This window comes from Williamsia muralis (assembly GCF_051487485.1).
Classification (GTDB): domain Bacteria; phylum Actinomycetota; class Actinomycetes; order Mycobacteriales; family Mycobacteriaceae; genus Williamsia; species Williamsia muralis_B.
Map to the genome: position 1 here is coordinate 259287 of NZ_JAHVCV010000005.1, position 21823 is coordinate 281109.

At 66.8% G+C, this 21823-nt stretch carries 23 protein-coding genes and 1 riboswitch; of the genes, 13 read left to right on the top strand and 10 right to left on the bottom strand.

The window, feature by feature from the left end:
* The first annotated feature begins 10 nt into the window (after positions 1-10).
* The 8 genes from KXR83_RS15490 to KXR83_RS15525 all read left to right on the top strand — a co-directional run bounded on the left by KXR83_RS15490 (position 11) and on the right by KXR83_RS15525 (position 6355).
* Positions 11-430, top strand: coding sequence for an SRPBCC family protein (locus KXR83_RS15490; protein ID WP_437425570.1), 420 nt, complete (start codon positions 11-13; stop codon positions 428-430).
* Positions 427-864 (top strand): SRPBCC family protein, encoded by a 438-nt coding sequence (locus tag KXR83_RS15495; protein ID WP_023953741.1) that lies wholly within the window; start codon positions 427-429, stop codon positions 862-864. The genes KXR83_RS15490 and KXR83_RS15495 overlap by 4 nt, the downstream gene beginning before the upstream one ends.
* 14 nt (positions 865-878) lie before the next feature.
* On the top strand, positions 879-2117 hold the full coding sequence (locus KXR83_RS15500) for an ArsA family ATPase (RefSeq protein ID WP_437425849.1): 1239 nt from the start codon (positions 879-881) through the stop codon (positions 2115-2117).
* Positions 2118-2155: 38 nt separating this feature from the next.
* Entirely contained in the window at positions 2156-2638 is a 483-nt protein-coding gene (locus KXR83_RS15505; RefSeq protein ID WP_437425571.1) for a hypothetical protein, read from the top strand.
* Positions 2639-2682: 44 nt separating this feature from the next.
* Positions 2683-3627, top strand: a complete 945-nt coding sequence (locus KXR83_RS15510; protein WP_030171484.1) for an ROK family protein — start codon at positions 2683-2685, stop codon at positions 3625-3627.
* A 90-nt stretch (positions 3628-3717) separates the two neighbouring features.
* Positions 3718-4425 carry a lysophospholipid acyltransferase family protein gene (locus tag KXR83_RS15515; protein ID WP_062799543.1) on the top strand — a complete coding sequence of 236 codons (708 nt, stop codon included), beginning with the start codon at positions 3718-3720 and terminating at the stop codon, positions 4423-4425.
* Positions 4426-4432: 7 nt separating this feature from the next.
* Positions 4433-4942 (top strand): polyadenylate-specific 3'-exoribonuclease AS, encoded by a 510-nt coding sequence (locus KXR83_RS15520; protein WP_437425572.1) that lies wholly within the window; start codon positions 4433-4435, stop codon positions 4940-4942.
* 9 nt (positions 4943-4951) lie between these two features.
* Positions 4952-6355: a class II 3-deoxy-7-phosphoheptulonate synthase gene (locus KXR83_RS15525; protein WP_437425573.1), complete on the top strand. Its 1404-nt coding sequence runs from the start codon at positions 4952-4954 to the stop codon at positions 6353-6355.
* A 25-nt stretch (positions 6356-6380) separates the two neighbouring features.
* Here KXR83_RS15525 and KXR83_RS15530 read toward each other — a convergent pair whose 3' ends face one another.
* Entirely contained in the window at positions 6381-7181 is an 801-nt protein-coding gene (locus KXR83_RS15530) for a 3-oxoacyl-ACP reductase (protein WP_437425574.1), read from the bottom strand.
* A riboswitch (TPP riboswitch) is annotated at positions 7173-7266 on the bottom strand. It overlaps the preceding gene by 9 nt.
* Before the next feature lie 58 nt (positions 7267-7324).
* Positions 7325-9559: a Stk1 family PASTA domain-containing Ser/Thr kinase gene (gene pknB / locus KXR83_RS15535; RefSeq protein ID WP_437425575.1), complete on the bottom strand. Its 2235-nt coding sequence runs from the start codon at positions 9557-9559 to the stop codon at positions 7325-7327.
* A gap of 149 nt (positions 9560-9708) precedes the next feature.
* On the opposite strand from pknB, the gene KXR83_RS15540 reads away from it, so the two are divergent.
* Positions 9709-10074 carry an Rv2175c family DNA-binding protein gene (locus tag KXR83_RS15540; protein ID WP_437425576.1) on the top strand — a complete coding sequence of 122 codons (366 nt, stop codon included), beginning with the start codon at positions 9709-9711 and terminating at the stop codon, positions 10072-10074.
* Positions 10075-10110: 36 nt separating this feature from the next.
* Here the strand turns inward: KXR83_RS15540 and KXR83_RS15545 are convergent, their stop codons facing one another.
* From KXR83_RS15545 to KXR83_RS15555, 3 genes are read right to left on the bottom strand one after another with little or no spacing between them, the layout of a single operon-like run.
* A complete protein-coding gene (locus tag KXR83_RS15545; RefSeq protein WP_437425577.1) occupies positions 10111-11025 on the bottom strand; it encodes a phytoene/squalene synthase family protein in 915 nt (304 codons plus the stop codon).
* A complete protein-coding gene (locus KXR83_RS15550; RefSeq protein WP_437425850.1) occupies positions 11022-12542 on the bottom strand; it encodes an alpha-(1->6)-mannopyranosyltransferase A in 1521 nt (506 codons plus the stop codon). The genes KXR83_RS15545 and KXR83_RS15550 overlap by 4 nt, the downstream gene beginning before the upstream one ends.
* 36 nt (positions 12543-12578) lie before the next feature.
* Positions 12579-13655 (bottom strand): polyprenyl synthetase family protein, encoded by a 1077-nt coding sequence (locus KXR83_RS15555; protein ID WP_437425578.1) that lies wholly within the window; start codon positions 13653-13655, stop codon positions 12579-12581.
* A 104-nt stretch (positions 13656-13759) separates the two neighbouring features.
* Between KXR83_RS15555 and KXR83_RS15560 the strand changes: the two genes are divergently transcribed.
* Positions 13760-14695 carry a methylenetetrahydrofolate reductase gene (locus KXR83_RS15560; RefSeq protein ID WP_023953714.1) on the top strand — a complete coding sequence of 312 codons (936 nt, stop codon included), beginning with the start codon at positions 13760-13762 and terminating at the stop codon, positions 14693-14695.
* Between the two features lie 24 nt (positions 14696-14719).
* On the opposite strand, the gene KXR83_RS15565 is transcribed toward KXR83_RS15560, so the two are convergent.
* From KXR83_RS15565 to KXR83_RS15585, 5 genes are read right to left on the bottom strand one after another with little or no spacing between them, the layout of a single operon-like run.
* On the bottom strand, positions 14720-15814 hold the full coding sequence (locus KXR83_RS15565) for a glycosyltransferase (protein WP_437425579.1): 1095 nt from the start codon (positions 15812-15814) through the stop codon (positions 14720-14722).
* A 20-nt stretch (positions 15815-15834) separates the two neighbouring features.
* On the bottom strand, positions 15835-16563 hold the full coding sequence (locus KXR83_RS15570; RefSeq protein WP_158599261.1) for an LppM family (lipo)protein: 729 nt from the start codon (positions 16561-16563) through the stop codon (positions 15835-15837).
* Between the two features lie 54 nt (positions 16564-16617).
* Complete coding sequence (locus tag KXR83_RS15575) at positions 16618-17460, bottom strand: carotenoid biosynthesis protein (RefSeq protein WP_437425580.1); 843 nt, start codon at positions 17458-17460, stop codon at positions 16618-16620.
* Positions 17451-19058: a phytoene desaturase family protein gene (locus KXR83_RS15580; protein ID WP_437425581.1), complete on the bottom strand. Its 1608-nt coding sequence runs from the start codon at positions 19056-19058 to the stop codon at positions 17451-17453. Before KXR83_RS15580 ends, KXR83_RS15575 begins: the two co-directional genes overlap by 10 nt.
* Entirely contained in the window at positions 19055-19636 is a 582-nt protein-coding gene (locus tag KXR83_RS15585) for a GNAT family N-acetyltransferase (protein WP_437425582.1), read from the bottom strand. The genes KXR83_RS15580 and KXR83_RS15585 overlap by 4 nt, the downstream gene beginning before the upstream one ends.
* 133 nt (positions 19637-19769) lie before the next feature.
* Between KXR83_RS15585 and KXR83_RS15590 the strand changes: the two genes are divergently transcribed.
* From KXR83_RS15590 to mraZ, 3 genes are all read left to right on the top strand, one after another.
* Positions 19770-20324 (top strand): SAV_6107 family HEPN domain-containing protein, encoded by a 555-nt coding sequence (locus KXR83_RS15590; protein ID WP_437425583.1) that lies wholly within the window; start codon positions 19770-19772, stop codon positions 20322-20324.
* 172 nt (positions 20325-20496) lie between these two features.
* The gene (locus KXR83_RS15595; RefSeq protein ID WP_099384669.1) at positions 20497-20910 is read left to right on the top strand and encodes a DUF3040 domain-containing protein; all 414 of its coding nucleotides are present in this window, start codon (positions 20497-20499) and stop codon (positions 20908-20910) included.
* Positions 20911-21291: 381 nt separating this feature from the next.
* Positions 21292-21723, top strand: coding sequence for a division/cell wall cluster transcriptional repressor MraZ (mraZ, locus tag KXR83_RS15600; protein ID WP_023953698.1), 432 nt, complete (start codon positions 21292-21294; stop codon positions 21721-21723).
* Positions 21724-21823: the final 100 nt, after the last annotated feature.

A 21823-nucleotide genomic window follows, 5' to 3' on the forward strand; every position in this document is an offset into this window, starting at 1 on the left:
AGCTAATGCGGTGACCAGTATCCAGGTTGCCGACCAAACCTTCATCGCGGCGCCGCCCGAGTCGGCGACCGCGGTGATCTCCGACCGCGCCAATTGGCGCCGATGGTGGCCTGATCTGCGGCTGACCGTGGTTCAGGACCGAAAAGAGCAAGGTGTGCGCTGGAAGGTGTCGGGCCCCGTCGAGGGGACGACCGAGCTGTGGCTCGAGCGGGTGCTCGACGGCTTCGTGCTGCACTATTTCCTGCACGCGGAGCCGACCGGAACGCTCCCGTCCGAGCCGAGGGCACGCGGGACCGAGCTGGCGCGGATGAACCACCGCGGTCGGGTGGCCGGTCGCGCCATGGCGTTCGAGGTGAAGGACCGACTCGAGCAATCCCGTCACGTCGGTGGACCGGCAGCCGGTGCACCGGCCGCGGGAGGTTCGCGATGACCGACCGCACCGAACAATCCATCGTGATCAACGCCGATGCAGCCGACATCATGGCGGTCATCGCAGATTTCGAGCAGTACCCGCGGTGGGTTTCGGCGGCGCGCAAGGTGGAGGTGACCGTCCCGGGCCCCGGAGGCCGCGCGAAGCAGGTTCGGTTCGTGCTCGATGCCGGCGTCCTCAAGGACACCTACGAATTAAGTTACGAATGGGCCGCCGATGGGCACTCTGTGAGCTGGGACCTGGTCAGCAGCGATCTGCAGACCGCGCAGCACGGTAGTTACCGGTTGGTGCAGCAGGCACCCGGGTCGACCAAGGTCACCTACGAACTGACCGTGGACCTGTCGATACCGATGATCGGCCAGCTCAAGCGGCGGGCTGAGAAGGCGATCACCGACGCAGCCCTGAAAGAACTGAAGAAGAGAGTCGAAGACTGATCGATCTAGCGCCCATCCACCTCGTTCTCGGGCCGGGTGGTGCCGGAACGTCGACGGTTGCCGCCGCCGGTGCCGTCGGCCTGCCGCAACACCACAGCGGGTCCGGACGACGCGGGAAGACGCTTCTGGTGTCACTCGGCCGTTTCCGTGCCGTCTCGGCGATCTTCGGTGTGTTCGCTTCGCCCGGCGAGCCTGTCCCGGCCTCGCAACAGGTGGACGTACTCGAACTGGACACATTGGCGATGGTTTCGCAGATGTGGGGTTCGGTGCGTTCTGCGCTGACCGCTGGGGAATTGACCGGTACGGGTGTGCCCGGGGCCGGCGCGGTGGTGTCCGGCCTCGACCCCGAGGAGATCCTCGGGATGCCCGGAGTCGAGTCGTTGCTGGCGCTGCGCCGGATTCGCGATGAGGCGGCGTCAGGTGAATGGGCGCAGGTGGTGATCGACATGTCCGGTGGTGTCGATCCCTTCGAGCTCATGCGGGTTCCGCAGATGGTGGCCGACATGATCGAGAGGTTGTGGCCGCGACACCGGCGACTGGCGGCCGCCGCGGACAACGCACGCATCGCCCGCGTCGTGGGGATGGTCGATGCGCTGGTGCGCGATTGCGCGGACGTCGACGAGCTGCTGTTCGACGCGTCCGGTGTTCACGTCCACGTGGTGGTCGGGCTCGATCGCGACGGTGCGGCCTCGCTGGACCGTACCCGAGCCGTCTTGCAGGTGATGGGGTTGCCGGTGTCGACCATCTTGGCCAATCGTGTTCTGCCCGAGGTGTTGTCGGTCGGCGCGCACACAGCGGACGCGCCCGGCAGTTCTTCGTGGCTCGTCCACCAGATCGCTGCCCAGTCGGCGGCGCTCGATCATCTGCGGGCGACCAAGGACGAGGCCGAAGTGGTGTGCGTGCCGTGGCTCTCCGCTCCGATCGATTCGGTCTTGTCGTTGCGTAAGCTCGGCGTCGATCTGTCCGGGGGACAGATGGCAGCGGTGGGTCCACGGGCCGCAAGGGTCGAACGCGAGTCCGGGTCCGGACTCGATTCGATCTATCGGATGACGTGGAAGCAGTCGCTTCCCGACCCGTCGGGACTACAGCTCGGCCGCAGCGGTGACGATCTGATGATCACGGTGAGCGGGGTGCGGCAGCGGATACGGTTGCCGTCGGTTCTGCGGCGGTGCGTCGTCCTGGGCGCGTTCTGGGACGCCGGCGACCTCACCGTACGCTTTCGGCCGGACCCCGATGTGTGGCCGCAGAACTGACAGATGAGTAAGAATGGCGGGCACCCCGAGAGTGTCCGATGGCGCAAGCAGTCGAACGAGAGAAGGCCGGCGTGAGCGACGAGCAGGGCAGGGCCGCAGGTGGGCCCGGCGGCGCCCGGTCAGGTGGCGAAGCCGAGGCCTGGCGCACCCTCGTCCTCGGTGTCCTCGAGCGAGTCGACCACTTCGCATCCGTGCTGCTCGACGAGAACGGGGCGGCGGCGAGACGGGCGGGCGGCGGCGCGACGGGGGATGGCGCCTCGTTTGTGGCCACCGACTTCGTCGGTCAGGCACGCTTGGCGTTCGACACGATCATCGACGAGGCCGGGGATCTGTTGTGGCAGCTGCTCAGTCAGCTGATCGCCATCCTCGAGGCGGTTCAGCAGGCGCTGGAGCAGGTCATCGGGGCGCGTCCGGAACCCGGGCCGCGGCGTCCGGCCGGCACGGGTGCCCGTGACGCCGGCTATCAGCCCATCACCGTGCTGTTCGAGCCGGTGGGGGACGTCCCGCGGGGTGATCCGTGAGTGCCCGTGAGTCCACGCCGAACCGTCAGGGTCAGCGCGGGGACATGGCGATCGGTATCGACATCGGAGGTACCAGCATCCGTGCCGCGATCGTCGACGAGCAGGGGCAGGTGCACGACACGGTACGGGCTCAGACCCCCACGACGGTGTCCGCGCTCGAGACCTGCCTCGACCGCACCGTCGCCGAACTGACCGCACGCTGGGACGTCATCGGGGTGGGTGTCGCCGTCGCCGGGTTCCTCACCAGCGATCGTCAGGTCATCCGCTTCTCGCCTCATCTGCCCTGGCGGGAGGCGCGTGTGGCCGAGGAGATGTCACGCAGGATCGGACTGCCGGTGGTTTGCGAACACGACGCCAACGCCGCCGCAGTCGCCGAGTATCACTTCGGCGCAGCCGCGCGAGGTCACAACACGCTGGTCATCGCGATCGGCACGGGCATCGGGGCGGGGTTGCTGCTCGATGGCGAGATCTACCGCGGCAGCTTCGGTGTCGCCCCTGAACTCGGCCATCTGCGGGTGATGCCCGACGGCCGGCCATGCTCGTGCGGCAAGTTCGGGTGTTGGGAAAGGTATTGCAGCGGAACGGCTCTGGTCGACACGGTGGTCGAGCTGATCGCCGACGGCGGGATGTGGAACAGCAAGCTCGCCCGCGACATCGCCGACGACCCCGGCTCGCTGACCGGACGGCGGATAGCGGCGGCGGCGCACGAAGGCGATGCACTGGCGCTGGCGGCGTTCGCCGAGTTCGCGCGATGGCTGGGTCTGGGGCTGGCGATGTGCTGTGACGTGTTCGACCCCGACCTCGTGGTCCTCGCCGGTGGTGTCGGTTCGTCCTCGGGCCTGTTCCTGGACGAGGCGCGCGAACACTACTCGGCGTTGCTCACCGGTGCCGGACACCGGAGGATGGCGCGAATCCGCGGGACCCAGCTGGGCGAGGCGGCCGGGATGATCGGCGCAGCCCAGATCGCGAGGACCGAGGCCAGGCGCTGACGCCACCGCAGTGGGGTGGGTAAGGTTTTGTGCGTATGTGGTGTCGGTGACAGTGGCGGTCGGAAGTGATTCGTCGGAGAGTGGGAAGACATGTGGTACTGGGTCTTCAAATACGTCCTGATGGGGCCGGCGCTGCGAGTGCTGGGGCGCCCCAAAGTCGAAGGGCTGGAGAACCTTCCGGCCAAAGGACCGGCGATCCTGGCGAGCAACCATCTTGCGGTGGTCGACAGTTTCTATCTCCCGCTGATGGTGCCGCGGCGGATGTACTTCCTCGCCAAGAGCGAGTACTTCACCGGAACGGGCGCCAAGGGCGCCTTCCAGCGGTGGTTCTTCAACGCGTCGAGTCAGATCCCCATCGACCGCACCGGTGCCGACGCCGCGGCCGGGGCCCTGACGGCCGCCAAACGCAAGCTCGACACCGGTGACCTGATGGCGATGTACCCGGAGGGGACCCGGTCGCCGGACGGGCGACTGTACAAGGGCAAGACCGGCCTCGCGCGGATCGCGATGGAATGCGGTGTCCCCGTGATCCCCGTGGCCATGATCGGCACCAGCGAACTCAACCCGCCCGGGACGACGATCCCGCGGTTCGGGCGCATCACCGTCAAGATCGGCAAGCCCCTCGACTTCAGTCGTTACGAGGGGATGGAGGGCAACCGTTTCATCGAGCGCGCCGTCACCGACGAGATCATGTACGAGTTGATGCACTTGAGCGGCCAGCAATACGTGGACGTGTACGCCGCCTCGCTCAAGGAGCAGGGTCAGCCGCCCGCCACCAACACATCGCCGGCCGCCTGAGCCGCCGGTGCGTTATTTCTACGACTGCGAGTTCATCGAGGACGGACGAACGATCGAACTGGTGTCGATCGGAGTCGTTGCCGAGGACGGACGTGAGTTCTACGCGGTGTCCACCGAGTTCGATCCCGACCGGGCCGGGCAGTGGGTGCGCGCACAGGTTCTGCCCAAGCTGCCGTCGCCGGCGTCCAAGGCATGGCGTAGCCGCGCGCGCATCCGCGACGACCTGCTGGAGTTCCTGACCGCCGGGGAAGGCCGCATCGAGCTGTGGGCCTGGGTGGGCGCCTACGACCACGTGGTGCTCTGCCAACTGTGGGGACCGATGACCGCCCTGCCGCGGTTGATGCCGAGGTACACCCGTGAACTGCGTCAACACTGGGAATTGAGCGGCCGCCCCGAATTGCCTCCGGTTCCGGACGACGCCCACGACGCGCTCGCCGACGCCCGGCACAACCTGAACAAGTGGCTGGCCATCGAGGCGTTCCGAGGTGAGGGGCAGCTCGATCACGCGGGGCATTAGGCTGGGCACGTGGTGAACTGGACCGTAGACGTTCCGATTGAAGAACTGCCCGAACTGCCGCCGCTGCCGGGAGACCTGGCAGAGCGATTTGCACAGGTGCTGGACAAGCCTGCGCTGCAGCAACCGAGCTGGCCTGAGGACAAGGCCCGCGCGATGCGCACGGTGCTCGAGAGTGTCCCGCCGATCTGCTTGCCGAACGAGGTCGAGCGCCTCAAGGCGCAGCTCGCCGAGGTCGCGCTGGGACGGGCGTTCCTGCTGCAGGGCGGCGACTGCGCCGAGACCTTCGCCGACAACACCGAGCCGCACATCAAGGGCAACATCCGCACCCTGCTGCAGATGGCAGTGGTGCTGACCTACGGCGCCAGCATGCCTGTGGTCAAGGTGGCCCGCATCGCCGGCCAGTACGCCAAGCCGCGCTCGTCCGATACCGATGCCCTGGGGCTGCCGTCCTACCGCGGCGACATGGTGAACGGCTTCGTCGCCGAACAGGCCGTCCGCGAGCACGATCCGTCTCGACTGGTCCGGGCATACGCCAACGCCAGTGCCGCGATGAACATGGTTCGAGCGCTCACCGGCGCAGGTCACGCCGACCTCCACCGCGTGCACGACTGGAACCGGGAGTTCGTGCGCACATCGCCGGCCGGAGCGCGTTACGAGGCGCTCGCCTCGGAGATCGATCGTGGGCTGCGTTTCATGGACGCCTGCGGGGTCCGCGACTCGAACCTGGAATCGGCAGACATCTACGCCTCACACGAGGCTCTCGTGCTCGACTACGAGCGTGCGATGCTTCGGCTCGCCGACGACCCGGAAGACCCCGACAGCGGCAAGAAGGTGCTCTACGACCTGTCCGCACACTTCTTGTGGATCGGCGACCGGACCCGCCAGCTCGACGGAGCGCACATCGCGTTCGCCGAGCTGATCTCCAACCCGATCGGTCTCAAGATCGGCCCGAGCACCACACCCGAGCTTGCCGCCGAGTACGTCGAGCGACTCGATCCGCACAACGTGCCAGGCCGTCTCACCCTGGTAGCCCGGATGGGCAACGGCAAGGTTCGTGACCTGCTGCCACCGATCGTCGCGGCGGTCGAGGCCACCGGGCACAAGGTGATCTGGCAGTGCGACCCGATGCACGGCAACACCCACGAGGCGAGTACCGGCTTCAAGACCCGCCACTTCGACCGCGTGGTCGACGAGGTGCAAGGTTTCTTCGAGGTCCACCACGCACTGGGAACCCATCCCGGCGGCGTGCACATCGAACTCACCGGGGAAGACGTCACCGAGTGTCTCGGTGGCGCGCAGGACATCTCGGACATGGATCTGGCCGGACGCTACGAGACCGCGTGTGATCCGCGGCTGAACACCCAGCAGTCACTCGAGCTGGCATTCCTCGTCGCAGAGATGCTCCGGGGATAACCGCTCGACGGGAGGGGGCGGTGCCTCAATCCTTGACGAGGCCACCGTCGACCACCAGGTTCTGACCGGTCACTGCCCGTGCCCACGGTGAGGCGAAGAACAGAACTGCGTCGGCGAACTCGGCGGGGGTGGTGACCCGTCGCAGGGGCGTGCTCTGGGCGATGAGATCGAACACCGCCTCGGGGGTGGCGGCACTGGCGTCGGTGGTGCGCAGCAGGCCACCGGACACCATGTTGACGGTGATCGACTCGGGTCCGAGATCGGCCGACAGGGTCCGAGTCAGCGCGAGCAGTGCAGCCTTGGCCGCGGTGTAGTCGTGGTAGGGCACAACCGGGTTCTGGACGAGGTTGGTCCCGATGGTGACGATGCGACCGAATCCCGCCTCGCGCATCCCGGGCAGAGCTGCCTGTGTGGTGTGCAGAGCGCCGGCGACACTGCCGCGTAGCTGGGCGTCGAACGCCTGCCATTCGATGGCGTCGACGGGCGGCCGAGCATCGCCGTTGAACGAGAAGTCGATCAGCGCATTGTTGATAACCGTGGTGACGGGAGCTCCGAAATGCGCACTAGCGGTTGCGAACATGTCCAGCACCGCGTTCCGATCGGTGACATCTGCCTGCACGGCCAGGCATCGGCCGGCCCCCAGTTCGTCGGCGAGCGCGTCGGCGGCCGCCTGGCTGCGGTGGAAGTTGATGGCCACCCGCGCGCCCTGGAGGGCGAACGCCCGGGTGATGGCGGCGCCGAGTCCACGGGCCCCGCCGGTCACCAGGACGATCTGCTCGGACAGTGGCCGGTGATCGGAATCATCCTCGGGCGCAACTGAATTCACGATGAACATCCCTCCGCCAGCATTACCTGGTCAGGTACAGCGGGTCTGATCTCAGCCGACGTGTTCGGCACCCCGTGTCACCGGCAATCACATCACACCGGGCCACTCGAAGGAGACCGGGCATGTTCGCCGTTCGGGCAACCTCAGGGGAACGAGGTGATCTGCACCGTACTGCCCTGCTTCACCCGGGTGCCGCCACCCGGATTCTGCCCGACCACGAGCGACACGCTCGAGCGCGTCAGGCCCCGGCTGTCCACGGAGAGGCCGGCCGCCTCGAGTTTGCTCTTCGCGGTCCCGACCGTGTCGCCGGTGACGTTCGGGACATCGACGCCGTCGGATACGAAGATGCGTACAACGGGGTCACGAGGGTCCACCCTTGCCCCGAAGGCGGGGCTGGCGGTGGTGATGGTGCCCGCCTTGGCGTCGCCGTCGGTGGACGTGCCGCCGTCTTGCGCGATCAGCCCCGCGTCTTGCAGGACCCGCCGCGCCTCGTCGGGGGTCTTGCCGGACAGGTCCGGCACCTTGATCGCGTCGGACACCACCAGCGTGACGGTGCTGCCCGGCTCCGCGAGTGTGCCCGCGCCGGGGTCGGTTCCGATCACCTTGCCGCCGTCGACATCCGGACTGAACTCCTTGCGGACGGTGCCGGCCTTGAGTTTCGCCGTCTTGAGCAGCGCGGTGGCATCGTCCTGATCGCGTCCTGCCACATCAGGCACCGAGATCGGTTCGGGGCCTCTGCTGGTGATGATCTGTACTTCGCTGCCGACCGCGACCGTGGTGCCCGAACTGGGACTGAGTGAGACCACCGATCCCTTCGGCGCAGTGGCGCTGTACTGCTGGCGTGCAACCACGGGTGTGAGAGTGCGGTCGCGCAGACGTTCCTCGACCACGGCCAGCGGATCACCCGAGGAGAGGTCCGGGACTTTGGGCTGTCCCACCGAATACGACAGATCGACGTCCGAGAATCTGCTGACCCGTGTGCCCGGCGCGGGCTCGACGGCCATCACCTGGTCGACCGGCAATTCGTTGTCGTACGTCGGGTTGTCCACCACGTCGAGTCCGGCGTCTTCGATGGCCTCGGTCGCTGCCACGCGGTCCATCCCGTTCAGTTCGGGAACGGTGGTGAAGCGACCCGACCCGAGCCACCACCCGGCGACGCCGAGCGTCGCGGCCAGCAGCACCACCACCAGCACCCAGATCAGCGCATTGCGGCGAGACTTGCGCCGGCGTTCCTCGAACTCGGCGGCATGCGACAGCAACATGGGTGAACCCGGCGGCGGGCCCTGGGCGTAGGCGGGTGGAGGTGTCGGGGGTTGAGGCGGTCCGTGCCCTTCGGGATGCCGGGTGTCCGGTGGAAGTGTCTGCACACGAGTCGGGTTACGGACGTCGGGTTGCGCGGCAGCCTTGGCCGGTAACGGGTCGGTGAGGTCGGGGTCGACGGCGGCTCCGGGACGGTGTTGCTGGCGGTCGCGGAACGCGACCATGGTCTCGCGTTCGGCGGAGCGGGTCGGTGCCGGGACGGTGAACGCGGGCAGTTGCAGATCGTCCGCGATCTCGGCGAGTACCTCGCGCATGTGATGTCCGTCGCGATAGCGATCTGCAGGGTTGCGTGCGGTCGCGGTGAGGACGAACTCATCGAACTCGCGGGGCACTCCCGGAATGAGGGAACCCGGCGGCGGGACGTCGTTGTGCAACCGCTGGTAGGCCAGGCCCAGGGCGGTATCACCAGTGAAAGGTGTTCGGCCGGTGAGCATCTCGAACACCAGGATGCCGGTTGAGTACACGTCGGAACGAGCATCGGCCGACGCGGTTTCCACTTGTTCGGGGGAGAGGTAGGCAGCGGTCCCGAGGATCACGCTGTTGGAGGTGATCCCGGCGGCAGCGATCGCCCGGACCAGCCCGAAGTCGACGACCTTCACCTCCCCGTCGTCGGAGATGAGGACGTTCTCGGGTTTGACGTCGCGGTGCACCAGCCCGGCACGATGCGCCGCGCCGAGTGCTCCCAGGACCGGTGCCGCGACCGCGGTGACCGCGTGGGGTGGCATCGGTCCGCGCTCACGCAGCAACTCCCGCAGGGTGCCGCCCTGGACGAGTTCCATCACCAGAAAGGCGTAGTCGCCGTCCGCGCCCTGGTCGTACACCGCGACCAGGCCGGGGTCCTTCAGCCGGGCAACCGACCGGGCCTCGAACTCGAGGCGGGCAAGGAACTGCGGGTCGGCCGAGAAACGCGGATCCATGACCTTGACCGCCACCGGACGATCGAGGCGCAGATCCATGCCCAGATACACACTCGACATCCCGCCGCGGGCGATCAGCGCATCGATCCGATAGCGACGCTCGATCAGGACGCCGAGCAACACGTCGGACGGGGCGTTCACCAACTTGGGCCTTTCTCGGCAGGGCGGGACACGAACAACGAGTCCACCCTAGCGAGGGAGTGTCGAGAAAAGATCACGGAACATGTGTGGCGCCCTCACCCGGACCGGTGATTCGACGCGTCGACCATCGCCTGGGTACCCTCGTCCCCGTGGGTTCCGTACCGCTTTCCGAAGACACGCTGCCTGCTGACGTCGAGGTGTTGTCGGTGTCGCAGGTCTCCTCCCGAATGGGATTCTCGAACAGCAAGATCCTCAACCTGATCACCGACCACCAGTTGCTCGGGGTTCGCCGTGACGGCCAGGTGGCGATCCCGGCCCTGTTCTTGGACGGCCCTGAGATCACCAAACATCTTCCGGGGCTCATCGATGTCCTCCTCGACGGCGGCTTCAGCCGCGACGAGGCCTTGCGGTGGCTGTTCACGCCTCACGATGACCTCGACATCACCCCGGCTCAGGCACTGCACGGACATCAGGCCCGTGAGATGGTGCGTCGCGCCCAGGCAGAAGCGTTCTGACCAGTCCCTCCTGATCGGGCCGGTTCGGTACCGGACTCAGGATCGAGTTGGCGTGCGCCTCCGGCTGCTCAAGGCACGGGCGACGTGACCGAGGCGGGCCGGTTTCGACACTCGAACGCGTTCGGTGAGTACCCGGTAGCCGCTGTGTTCCACCTCATCGAGAATCGCGCGGTACATGGTGAATGCTGCTCGGATGCCCGGCCGGCTCGACGGCGACAGCATCTCGATTCCCGGTTCGGCGCGCCGATATTCCGCACGGGTCACCGCGATCAGATGCGCCAGGGCACGGCGGAGTTCACCCGGTACCTGACCTGTGCGTCGGCACCGTCGCAGCATGGATTCGTCCACCCCGAAGACCGCGAGCTCATCGACAGGCAGATAGATGCGGTCGCGATCGAGGTCTTCGCCGGCGTCCCGGATGAAGTTGGTCAGCTGGAACGCGTCGCCGAGCGCTCGCGCGGGCGCGATGGCAACATCCCCGTCGACCACCGTGCCCAGGATCGGCAACATCTGTAATCCGATCACGCTTGCCGACCCGTACATGTAGTCGCGCAGTTCGGCCATCGTCCGATACCGCGCGACGTGGATTCCGCTGTCGGGGATGTCCATCCTCATCGAGCGCATGAACGCGTCGAAGTACCGGTGGTCGATGTCGAAAGTGGTGATGGTGTCCGCGACGGCCAGCACTTCGGGCCGGTGGGGGAGATGTCCCGGGTCGGACAGAGTCGCGTGGAGGTCGGCCTCGATCGCGTCGAGTGCGGACAGTCGGTGTTGCCCGGAGTCCGTGTCGACGATGTCGTCGACCATGCGCGCGAAACCGTACAGCGCATAGACGCCGGCACGTTGTCGCCGTGAGAGGAGTTGCGTACCAAGGTAGTAACTGCGGCCATGGGTGGCGGTGAGCTTGCGGCAGTGCTCGTAGGCGGGTTCGAGTCGCCCGTCACCGATCATGCGGGCGTTCCTGTGACGGGGGCCGGGGAGCGGCCACGGGTCACCCGGCGCAGGCGTAAGGGGTCCTCACGGATCAACGACCAACCCGCGAGTGCCGAGAGGGCAACGGCGACAACCACATCGGTCAGCTTGTACATGAAGATCTCGTCGTCCGGCCCGAACACCTGGAGGAGGAACACCGAATAGAACACGATTGCCACGACCGCCCATCGCTCGATGGTGAACGCGGCGGCCAGCACAAGTGCCCAGGTGTAATACCAGGGCAGCGTGGACGGCTCGAGTAACAGGACGGCGAGCATGGCCCACGCCATCCCGGTGACCGCGGCACGCTCACCTCGTCGGAACCACAACCAGAGACCCACCAGGGTCAGTGCCAGGACAACCGACCCCACCGCGCGCGTCACCTCGAGCACCGGCAACAGCGGCAGGGCTGTGAAAGGTGATGCGGCAAAAGCGATGATGTGCGCCACCGCGGTGGGAATGGTCAGCCAGTTGATGATCTTTGCCGCCCACGTCAGTCCCAGCAGCCAGCCGAACCCGTGGCCGACGAGCAACGTCAGCAACCCGAAGACGGCCACGGACACCCCGATGATCCAGGCGAGAACGCGAGCCACGTCCCTGGAGCGGACGTCACGCTCATCGCGGATGTGGGACAACCAGATCCACAACACGAAGGGGATGGCGACACCGGCGGTGATCTTGATCGACATGGCGAGGGCGAGAACGCCGACGCCGGCAACGTGTCTGCGTGTCACCACGAGCGTGACCCCGGCGATCAGCACGCCCATCATCAGCAGCTCAACGTGCGGTCCTCCCACCAGGTGCACCAGCACAAGAGGATTGAGCACGGCGAGCCAGAGCGCCAGAGCGGGGTCGGTGCCGAAATGCCTGGCCAGCTTCGGAAGTGCCCACAACGTCAAGAACAGCCCGGGCACCAGGACCAGCCGCATCACCAGCACACCCACCACGGGCTCGTCGCCGGTCACCCGGGTGACCGCGCCGGTGAGCGACATGAACGCGGGACCATAGGGAGCGGTGGTGGTCGCCCATACCTGGGCCATCGAGTCGAGCAGGGCCCCGGGCTGTACGGCAGGCCCATCGGCATACGGGTTGAATCCGTCGCGTAACAACGCCCCCTGGGCGAGATACGCGTACACATCCCGGCTGTAGAGCGGCACGGCGACCATCAGGGGCGCCGACCATGCGACGGCTGCCCAGCCGACCGTCCGAGCTGCGCCGTCGGTGGGGGTGGCGGCGCGGAGCGTTCGACCCACGCGCACCCAGGCGACCACCATCATCGCCACACCCAGCCAGAACGACATTCCCGCAAGTGTTTTCCCGTGTCCGAACGACAGCCACGACAATCCCAGATCCTGCAGTGAGGTCTGATTCCGCGGGATGTCGCCGACTCCGAAGCTCCCGATGGTGACGAGCAATGACCCGGCGAGACCGAGCAGGACGGATCCGCCGATCGCCGTCGCACCGAACTCACGCAGCCGACGAACGTTGTCGCCCATCGACGTGCGCGGACGTGCGGTGTCAGAGCGAGCCATTCAGGTCTGCCGCCGGGTCATGGCCGTGGCCAGGTCCGTCAATTCGGATTTGGCGGCCGGGGTCGCGTTGCTGGCGGCCAAAGTTGTCAGAGCCGAGTCGACGAGACGGTCGATCTGCTGCTCCACAACCTGCACTGCGCCACTGCTTTCGATGATCCCGGTGATCTCGGCCAAGTCCGCTGGACCCAGGTCGTGCCCGATTCCGTCCCGAAGCTTTTGTGCTGCAACCGGATCGTTGGTGTCCGCGAAATCGAGTGCGGCGGCCAGCAATGCGGTGCGCTTGCCCGCCAGGAGGTCGTCGCCTGCCGGCTTACCGGTCACCGACGGATCGCCGAACACCCCGAGCAGGTCGTCGCGAAGCTGGAACGCCACGCCGATGTCGGTGCCGAACGAGCGCAGTGCATCCACCAGGGCGTCATCGCCGCCACCGATCACGGCGCCGAGCTGCAGCGGCCGTTCCACTGTGTACGCCGCCGTCTTGAATCGCATCACCCGATGAGCGGCGGCAGGGGATTCGTCCCCCGACGCCTCGGTCCGGATGTCCAGCAGCTGCCCGGCCAGTACCTCTGTCCGCATCCCGGACCACACCGGTGTGACCCGGCCGAATATGTCGGGGGCGAATCCGGCGCCTGCGAGCAGATCATCCGCCCACGCGAGCGCGAGATCGCCGAGCAGGATGGCCGCACCTTCGCCGTAGTGGTCCGCCGAGCCGAGCCATCCGGCAGCCCGATGTCCTTCTTCGAACTGGCGGTGGATGGTCGGGTGACCCCGTCGGGTGTCGGAACGATCGATGATGTCGTCGTGGATCAGGGCGCAGGCCTGTACGAGCTCGAGGGCCGCGCACACGGTCAGCATCTCGTCGGGAAGTGTCCGGGACGGGCCGGCGGCGCGGTAGCCGGCCCAGGCAAAGGTGGGCCGGACCCGTTTACCGCCGCGCAGGACAAAAGCCTCCATCGCATCCACCGCGTCGGCGAAACCCGGGGAGATGGCAGTCACCGTGGCCCTGCGGTCTTCGAAGACCTGCCGCAACAACTCGGTGGTCGCCATCGGGACGTCGCGCAGGAACTCGATTGCCACGGCTTCACCTTAGCGGTGGCGCGATCGGTGTCGTGTTGTCGCGGGTTGACCACGTCTGTGGCACCTCATGGTCTCGACCACGGCGCCGACCGTATGCTTGTCAGGTGAGTTCGCAGCAATCCCACCCGTCGATCGTGCAGCGGCTGGCCGAGCCACATCCGGGGCCGGTGCCGTTTTCGGTCGAGTTCTACCCGCCCCGCGATGAGCAGGCCGAGGCGCGTCTGTGGCGTACGGTGCGGATCTTCGAACGAATGGGCCCCGCTTTTGTGTCCATGACCTACGGGGCGGGTGGGTCCACCCGCGATCGCACGCTGCGTATCACCGGTCAGCTCGCCCGGGAGACCACATTGCTGCCGGTGGCGCACCTGACCGCGGTCGGGCACAGCGTCGCCGAACTGCGCGCGATGATCGGTGGGTACGCGGACAAGGGCATCACCAACATCCTCGCGTTGCGCGGTGACCCCCCGGGCGATCCGCTCGGCGAGTGGGTCAAGCACCCCGAGGGCGTCGAGTACGCCGAACAACTGGTGCGGCTCGTGCAGGAACTCGGCGACTTCAACGTCGGTGTCGCATCCTTCCCGGAAGGCCATCACCGGGCGCCGGACCTCGACCACGACACCAAGTATCTGGTGTCGAAACTCCGCGCCGGAGCCCAGTATTCGATCACGCAGATGTTCTTCGACGTCGATGACTTCCTGCGATTGCGCGACCGGGTCACCGCCATGGACCCCGAACAGGGTGCCAAGCCGCTGATTCCCGGGATCATGCCGATCACGTCACTGGCGTCGGTGCGGCGGATGGTCGAGCTGTCGGGATCGGTGCTGCCCGAGGCCGTCGACCGGCGGCTCGCCGCGGCGGCGGGAGACGGTTCGGAGGAGAACCGCGAAGCTGTGCGGGCGGTCGGGATCGACCTGGCCACGGAGATGGCTCAGCGGTTGATCGATGAGGGCGTGCCGTGTCTGCACTTCTGCAGTCTCAACTTCGCCAAGGCCACCAGCGAGGTCCTCGAGCGCCTCGGTATGAACGTGATGGCTGCCTGACAGTCCGGCCAGCTCGCCCGTCGATCAGCGTGGCGTGAGACCGCGACCTTTCCAGTCGAGTGTGCCGCGCCGGCGCGCCCGCAGTGAGTCGCCCACCGCTGCAATGGCCAGAGCGGTGGACACCGGATGTGCGATGGCCGAGACGATATCGACCGGGCCGAGCGCTCCGGTTTCGGCATGTCGGGCGACCATTCGCGACGCAGACGCCGCGGCCAGCGACAGCAACGCACGGGACCGGCGTCGACCCCGGACCAGGTCCACCACCGGCAGTACGTAGACGACACCGGCGACCAAGGCGACGATGCTCGCGCCCGCAGGGCTTCCGAACTCGGTGCTCAGCCACCGCCGGTATCCGCCCCAGGTGTCTGCCGCACCGTCGTACATCCGGCACCAGACGACCCCACGACCGCTGCGGATCGCCGACGACATCCCGGCAGAGCGGTAACGGCGGGCCAACGCGAGATCCTCGGTGATGGTGGCGCGAACCGCGCTGTGGCCGCCGGCGCGGCGATAGTCATCCAGCGATGTCACCAGGAACTGCCCGTTCGCCACGGCCATCGACCGGGGTAGCAGACGCTCGGAGATGGCCAACGGCACCGAGCTGAGCCAGGACCAACTGAGCAGCGGTTGAACCAGGTACTCGAGCAGGGATCCGGCCTGCTGCGACGGCCACACGGTGAGCAGCCCGCCGCCCGACCTGGCCAGTGTGCCGATTGCGCGGTGTAGTGCGGCAGGGCCCAGACGCACGTCGGCATCCACGAACACCAGCGTTCCGTCGGTGATCTGGGCGGTCAGGAGATCCAGGGCATGGTTCTTGCCGGTCCATCCGGCCGGTGGCGGTTGCTGGTTGCGGACCACCGTGAAACGCGGATCATCGGCCGCAGCTGCGACGGCAACTTCCGCGGTGCCGTCGGTGGAATCGTCATCACAGATCAGCACGCGCAGGTCCGCGATCGCGTGCTGGACTTTCAGGTCGTCCACCAGGTCGGCGATCCGCTCGGCCTCGTCGCGTGCCGGCACGCACACCCACACCGCCCCGACCACCGGGTCGGCGTCGGCTGCGAGATCGGTGAACCGCCGGGTGTTCACCACTGTCAGAACAAGATTGACGATGGGCACCGCCGACGCGAGGTTGCCGATCAGCGGGATGATCCCTGTTTGTCGCGTGGTCTCCTGGCCGGGGCACCTGGACGGGGGGACTGGTCCCGGTTGACCCAGGCAAGGGCGACGACGAGGACGGTCACCGCCAGAGCGATGCCGGCCATCAGGCCGGTCCAACCGGTGAAGGCCGCCGTTCCGGGTTCGTCGTAGCGCGCTTCCGCGGTCATCGGGGAGGCCTTGCCGATCTCCGGCTTCCACGACACCGCGTCGTCGCCGTCCTGTTGTCCATTGGTGGCGCTGACCGGACCGGCGAACTGGACCGAGAACTCGACATAGTCGCGGCCGGGCGCCAGCCCCAGCAGGTCGGCGGTACCGCGGAACGTGACCGCGTCGCCGCGACGCTGCGCCTGCAGATCCATGGCAACGGCTGCGTCGGGATATGCGTCTTCGACGAGTTCACCCAGCTGGGTGAACTGGCCCAGAGTCGCCTCGGTGAATGTGGCGCGGGTGCCGATCAGTCCGTCGCGTTTGAACTCGGTCGCGCTGACCACGGTCTCCAGCGACTGGGGCACGTCGATCTGAGGGCCCTTCTCCTGGCCGACATCCTTCTCCGCGAGCACAAGAGCGCCCCACATGCGGTCGCCGAACTGGGCGGGGGAGTCCGAACACGCCGCCAGGAGTGGGGCCCCGACGAGGGCCATCAGCAGCATGACCAGCGTGAGGCCGCCGGTACGGCGACCACGGGGGCGGGTTTGGATCACAGGCACGCGATCATCTTTCCATCAGGCCGGTGCATCCGGGCACCGGTGCGCCATTTGCACTCACAGCGTGTCCCGCGAACGGTTTCGCGTCCGCCGCCACAGTGCCGCCCCGGCAGGCACACCGAGTACGCCCATCACGATCAATCCGTAGGGCACCGCAGGTGGCAGGTCCGGATCATCGAGGAACACCAGAAAGGCCAGGGCCGAACCGAGCCAGGTCCAGCAGAACCAGCCGACCGGGGTGATGGGGGCGGGCGGTGTGGTGTCGACGGGTTCGCGATCGAGTGTGGCGAGCAGTACAAACATCAGCGCCGCCACGCCCGCCCAACCCGCATAGTTGGTCAGTGGGATCTGGTCGACGCCGGGTAGCCCGCTGTCGCGGTCATCCCACGTCCACAGGCCGGCACTGACCATCTGAGGATCCAGATAGAGGTCCCAGCCGACCATCCCGACGGTCGCGAGCAGAATCCGCCACGCAGGGTTCGAGGTGACCAGCGAGCTGATCCACCACATGCAGTAGCCGCCGGCCGTCCAGGCCAGGCCGATGACAATCGGTACGTCGAGAACGGACGGGCCGATGCGCCCGGTTGCGTACTCGTACGCCCCGAACGGGAAAGACGTTGCGGTGCCGAGGATCTCGGCGGTCCAACCGACACCGGCGGTGGCCGCGAACACACCCAGGGTGCGCAGTGCCCCCAGACGGGCGGCCGAATGGGCGATCATGGCTGCCGCGGAGGCCAGCACCACCACCACGGTCGCGCGGTCGCGGCCGGCGCCCTCCACCAGGGGGTAGACGATCTGGGCGGCTATGGATGTGGCCAGCAATGCGGTGGACAGCCACAACAATGCGGTGCCCGGAGTCGACGCCCGCGTCGGGGTGTCGTCGCCGGAGGTCATCCCCATCGGCCGCGAGTGATCCTCGCGAGGGGCGACCGTCGATCGACGAGTACGGCAGATGCCGCGATCCTGCCGCTTGCGCCGCAGACGCCGCCGCCGGGGTGGGTCGAGGCGCCTGCAAGGAAGATTCCGGCCGCCCCAGGTACCCGGTGACGGGCCAATTCGGGATGGGGGCGCCAGATCATCATCTGGTCGAGCGACATCTCGACGTGCATGATGTTGCCGCCGGTCAGGCCGAGCTCGGACTCGAGATCTGCGGGTGTCTGGACGTGGACGTGCTCGATGGAGTCGGTGAAACCCGGTGCGTGCCGTTCCAATTCGGCGATGATCGCGTCGGAGGCCTCGCCGGCATGGTCGGTCCAGCTACGCCCACCCGACAACCGGTAGGGATGCCACTGTGCCCAGAGGCTGGTCATGTGGCGTCCCGGTGGTGCCAGCGTGGGGTCGATCGCGGAGTAACTCATCGCGATGAGGGCCGGGCGCGTGGGGAGATCGCCGGCAGCGGCGTCTGCGTACGCCCGCGCGAGATGCCCCCGGTCGGTGACCAGCAGGCCGAGTGCCGCGTGTACATCGGTGTCCGCAGGCAGGCCCGGGTAGGTCGGTACGTCCGTACCGCCGAGTCGCACGGCCATCCCGATACCGTTGCCGATCCGGATCTGCGATCGCCAGCGATCCAGTGCGGTGCGATCGAAACCGCCGGCCCGCAACAACTCCAGCGTGGTCAGTACGTGGCAGGCGCTCACCACGGATCTGGTGCGGTGCTCGCCGCCGTCGGCGCTGCGGACCAGCCAGCCGTCGCCGCGGGGCTCCAGAGCCGTTGCGGCAGCGGACAGGAACACCTGGCCGCCGTCGGAGTCGAGTTTGCGGAGTAGCGACTCGCTCAGCGCTCCGCTGCCACCGATGGCCCGGCCGGGCGGAATGGTGTGCATCGCAGCGCAGAAGCCGACCATCGGTGCACTTCCGGGCTCGTTCATCGGAGGCCCGGATTGTGCCCCGAACCAAGCCAGCGCGGCCTTGAGGTGCTCGGATTCGAACCAGTTGTCCAGCAACGCATTCCCGGACATCAGGAATTCCTGGGACAGGCCGATGCCGGCTGTTCCACCTCCGCCCGGTATCCGGCCGGTCAGTCCCCAGAAGGCCCGTCCCAGGGCCATCGGAGAAGGCGAGGAGGTGAACGCTGACATCATCGCGTCCGACCTGGGCCCCCACACGGCCACGAAGCGCCGGTAGGCATCGGCGTCAGCAGCTCCGCACGCCGCCTCGATCGACGCACACGTCCGGTCGAGACTCTGGTGGAAGACGATCGGCGGCCCGTCCTCGGTGCCAGGGGAGAACGCCCACGGGTCGCAGTCGACGTAGCGCAGTCCGTGGTCGGCCAAACCCAGCTCGTCGATGATCGGCGTGTGGCGGATCATCAGGTGTGCCGACGACCCGCGGTCGACCTTGTAGCCGGGGAATCGCTCCACGGTGGACACCGCACCGCCGGGCACACTGTCGCGTTCGAGCACCACGACCCGCTGTCCGGCCGCGGCCAGGTAGCACGCCGCTATCAGTCCGTTGTGGCCGGCGCCGATGACAACCGTGTCGATCATGCCGGCGGTCATCGGCCGAGGGGGAGCGATCGGCCGAGCACCGCGAACGGCCTGGGATCTCCCGAAAAGGTGAAGCGGCGCAACACGTCCACGAACCCGAGGCGCCGGTAGAGCCGCCACGCGCGGTTGTTCTCCTCGGTCACCTCCGGGGTGGACAGCAGAACCTGGGGTTCCGGCCGGTCGGACAGGAGTCGGGACAACATGGCTTCTCCCAGCTGCCGCCCTTGGGCAGACGGATGGACGTGCAATTCGGTCAGTTCGAAATAGTCGCCGGTGATCGCTTCGATCCGTTCTGGATTGCAACCGGCCCGGGCCAGCCCCGAACGTACCTGCTGGTTCCACCATTGGTCTCGTGCACCGCGGTAGCCGTATGCGATGCCGACAAGCCTGTCGCGGGCTCCGGCACGGTCGGGGGAGTCGACGGCAGCGACCGCTTTCCACCCGGGCCGGTGCACATGGTCTTCCCACAGCGGAGAACGCTGCATCTCGGTGCCGGGGGGATAGTTCATCGCTGTGACATACACCGTCAGGGCGTCGGGGAGCCACGTCCGAGCATCTTGGGCCGCGAGGTCCACGAGCCGGATGGCCACTGAAGTTTCCGCCTTCTTCGCTTGAGGGTTCACACCGTCGTAGGTATATTGAATATGTCGAACGGGTGTTCGAGGCTTCAACCTCCGCAAAGGCTACGCCGCATCGTTGCCCGCACGACGTGAGGACGGTCCGATGGTCGACGAGGGAAGCGTGGGCCATCGGACCGAACCCTCCACAGTTCACCTCCGGGAGAAGGGAGTAGAGCAGATGTCGCCGACAACCGCGCAGTACTCACGTGGCACAGCTCGCAACCGGACGTCCGAAGCCTCGAGGCTCGAGCCGTCGCAGATCATCGCGGCACGCGATCTCCTGGAGCGCGCCGAGGTACGGCTGCGCGAGTCCGACATCGTCACAGATCCCACTGACGAGTTCAGTGCCCTCTATCAAGCCGCTCTTCGAGGCGCCGGCGCCGCGCTCGCCGTGGCTGAACGGCCCACCCGTCGTCGCGGCTCACGCAGCGCCTGGTCCCGTCTGCCGCATGCCCTCCCGGAGATGACCGGTTGGGCAACCTACTTCGCGGGTCTGTCGCGGCTGCGTGCTGACGCCGAAGCCGGCATCCGGGCCGTCGATTCAGCCCAGATCGACGAGCTGCGCGTCCGTGTCGACGAGTTCCTCCACGTTGTCGAGAGGGAAATCGTGCGCCGCGAGCAAGGAAAGTCGTCAAAATTTCCAGCGGGAGCGGCTTGATGTCGCAAAATTCGGCCGTTCAGAGCCTTCTTCACCAACTCGTGCCAGGGAATGGTGGTCGAGAATCCCAACACCTCGTATCATTTCAGGTGAGCCCACCAAAGTGGACTCGGGCAACCGGAATCTGCCTCCCCGTGAGCCCTACCGAAACCATGTGCTGAAGGAGGGGCGGGTGCCACTCTCAGAGCACGAGCAGCGCATGCTCGAACAGATCGAAAACGCTCTGTACGCCGAAGACCCGAAGTTTGCTTCCAACGTACGGTCGCGTCGCTTCGGCGGTTCCACTGCTCGGCGTCGTCTACAGGCCTCTGTGTTGTTCCTCGTGGGCTTGTTCCTGCTGATCGGCGGAGTTGTCGTCGAGGTTCGACTCGGCGGCTTCCCCATCATCAGTCTGATCGGCTTCCTCGTGATGTTCGGTGCCGGACTGCTGGCCCTGTGGGGATCGCGTGCCGGATCAACTCCGACTCGCGATGCTGCGTCGGGACCCCAGTCGCCACGCGGTGGCTCGTCCGGACGTGAGCAACGGGGGAGGAAGTTCTCCGAGCGGATGGAAGAGCGTTTCAATCGTCGGTTCGAAGAGGAGTAGGCCGCAAGCCCCTCGACAGACCTCTCAAACCGCGTATCGCATCAGCGATACGCGGTTTTTGTTTGTCCAAAAGGGCTGAGCGCCCACTCTCCACCCCGTTCCCCACTTTCTCCCACCCCTGCTGATATCCCCTGCAGATGTGACTGGTGGGGCACTTGGGCCGCGCCCTGGAGCCGGTATTCCGGCCCTGACACGCCATGGCAGGTTTTACCCCCCACCGTCGATTTGGTTTTCACCTGCAGTTTTGGACGAGGAGTTGAGTCAGACGCGGTCTTTGGGGTGGAAAGTGGAGTGTTGTGGGGTACAGTGGTGATCGTTGGTGGGAGAGAACCGGACTTTCCCCACTGACCTCGGGCTGGAGGTGTCGACATGGCTGACGCTATGTTTCTCGGCACCTACACGCCCAAGCTCGATGACAAGGGGCGGCTCACGTTGCCCGCGAAGTTCCGAGACGTACTGGCAGGAGGCGTGATGATCACAAAAGGTCAAGACCGCAGCCTCGCCGTGTACCTGCGAGATGACTTCTACGAGTTGGCCAAACGAGTTCTGGCCGCCTCGAAGAACGATCCCGCTGCCCGGGCCTTCCAGCGGCAACTCAGTTCGGCGACCGATGAGCAGCGCCCCGACGGGCAGGGCCGGATAACCCTGTCGGTCGACCACCGCAGATATGCGGGGTTGGCCAAGGAATGTGTGGTGATCGGCAACATGAGCCACTTGGAGATCTGGGACGCGCAGACCTGGCGCGATTACCAGGACGAGCACGAGGAGAACTATTCGAGCGTTGGGTTCGACGCTCTGGACACGGTTCTGTAGGCCGGGACCAGAAGAGAACTCACGTGGGTGCATCGAGGCCTCTGCCCGATCCGACCCTGACGCACTTCCCCAGCGCCAGGTTCGCAGATCGGGCAGGGAC

What these genes read in the sequence shown, in the direction of transcription:
- KXR83_RS15495 (WP_023953741.1), top strand. Translation starts at nt 427, where the DNA reads ATGACCGACCGCACCGAACAATCCATCGTGATCAACGCCGATGCAGCC.
- KXR83_RS15505 (WP_437425571.1), top strand. Translation starts at nt 2,156, where the DNA reads ATGGCGCAAGCAGTCGAACGAGAGAAGGCCGGCGTGAGCGACGAGCAG.
- KXR83_RS15510 (WP_030171484.1), top strand. Translation starts at nt 2,683, where the DNA reads ATGGCGATCGGTATCGACATCGGAGGTACCAGCATCCGTGCCGCGATC.
- KXR83_RS15515 (WP_062799543.1), top strand. Translation starts at nt 3,718, where the DNA reads ATGTGGTACTGGGTCTTCAAATACGTCCTGATGGGGCCGGCGCTGCGA.
- KXR83_RS15545 (WP_437425577.1), bottom strand. Translation starts at nt 11,025, where the DNA reads ATGATCGGTGACGGGCGACTCGAACCCGCCTACGAGCACTGCCGCAAG.
- KXR83_RS15550 (WP_437425850.1), bottom strand. Translation starts at nt 12,542, where the DNA reads ATGGGCGACAACGTTCGTCGGCTGCGTGAGTTCGGTGCGACGGCGATC.
- KXR83_RS15575 (WP_437425580.1), bottom strand. Translation starts at nt 17,460, where the DNA reads ATGGGGATGACCTCCGGCGACGACACCCCGACGCGGGCGTCGACTCCG.
- KXR83_RS15580 (WP_437425581.1), bottom strand. Translation starts at nt 19,058, where the DNA reads ATGACCGCCGGCATGATCGACACGGTTGTCATCGGCGCCGGCCACAAC.
- KXR83_RS15590 (WP_437425583.1), top strand. Translation starts at nt 19,770, where the DNA reads ATGGTCGACGAGGGAAGCGTGGGCCATCGGACCGAACCCTCCACAGTT.
- mraZ (WP_023953698.1), top strand. Translation starts at nt 21,292, where the DNA reads ATGTTTCTCGGCACCTACACGCCCAAGCTCGATGACAAGGGGCGGCTC.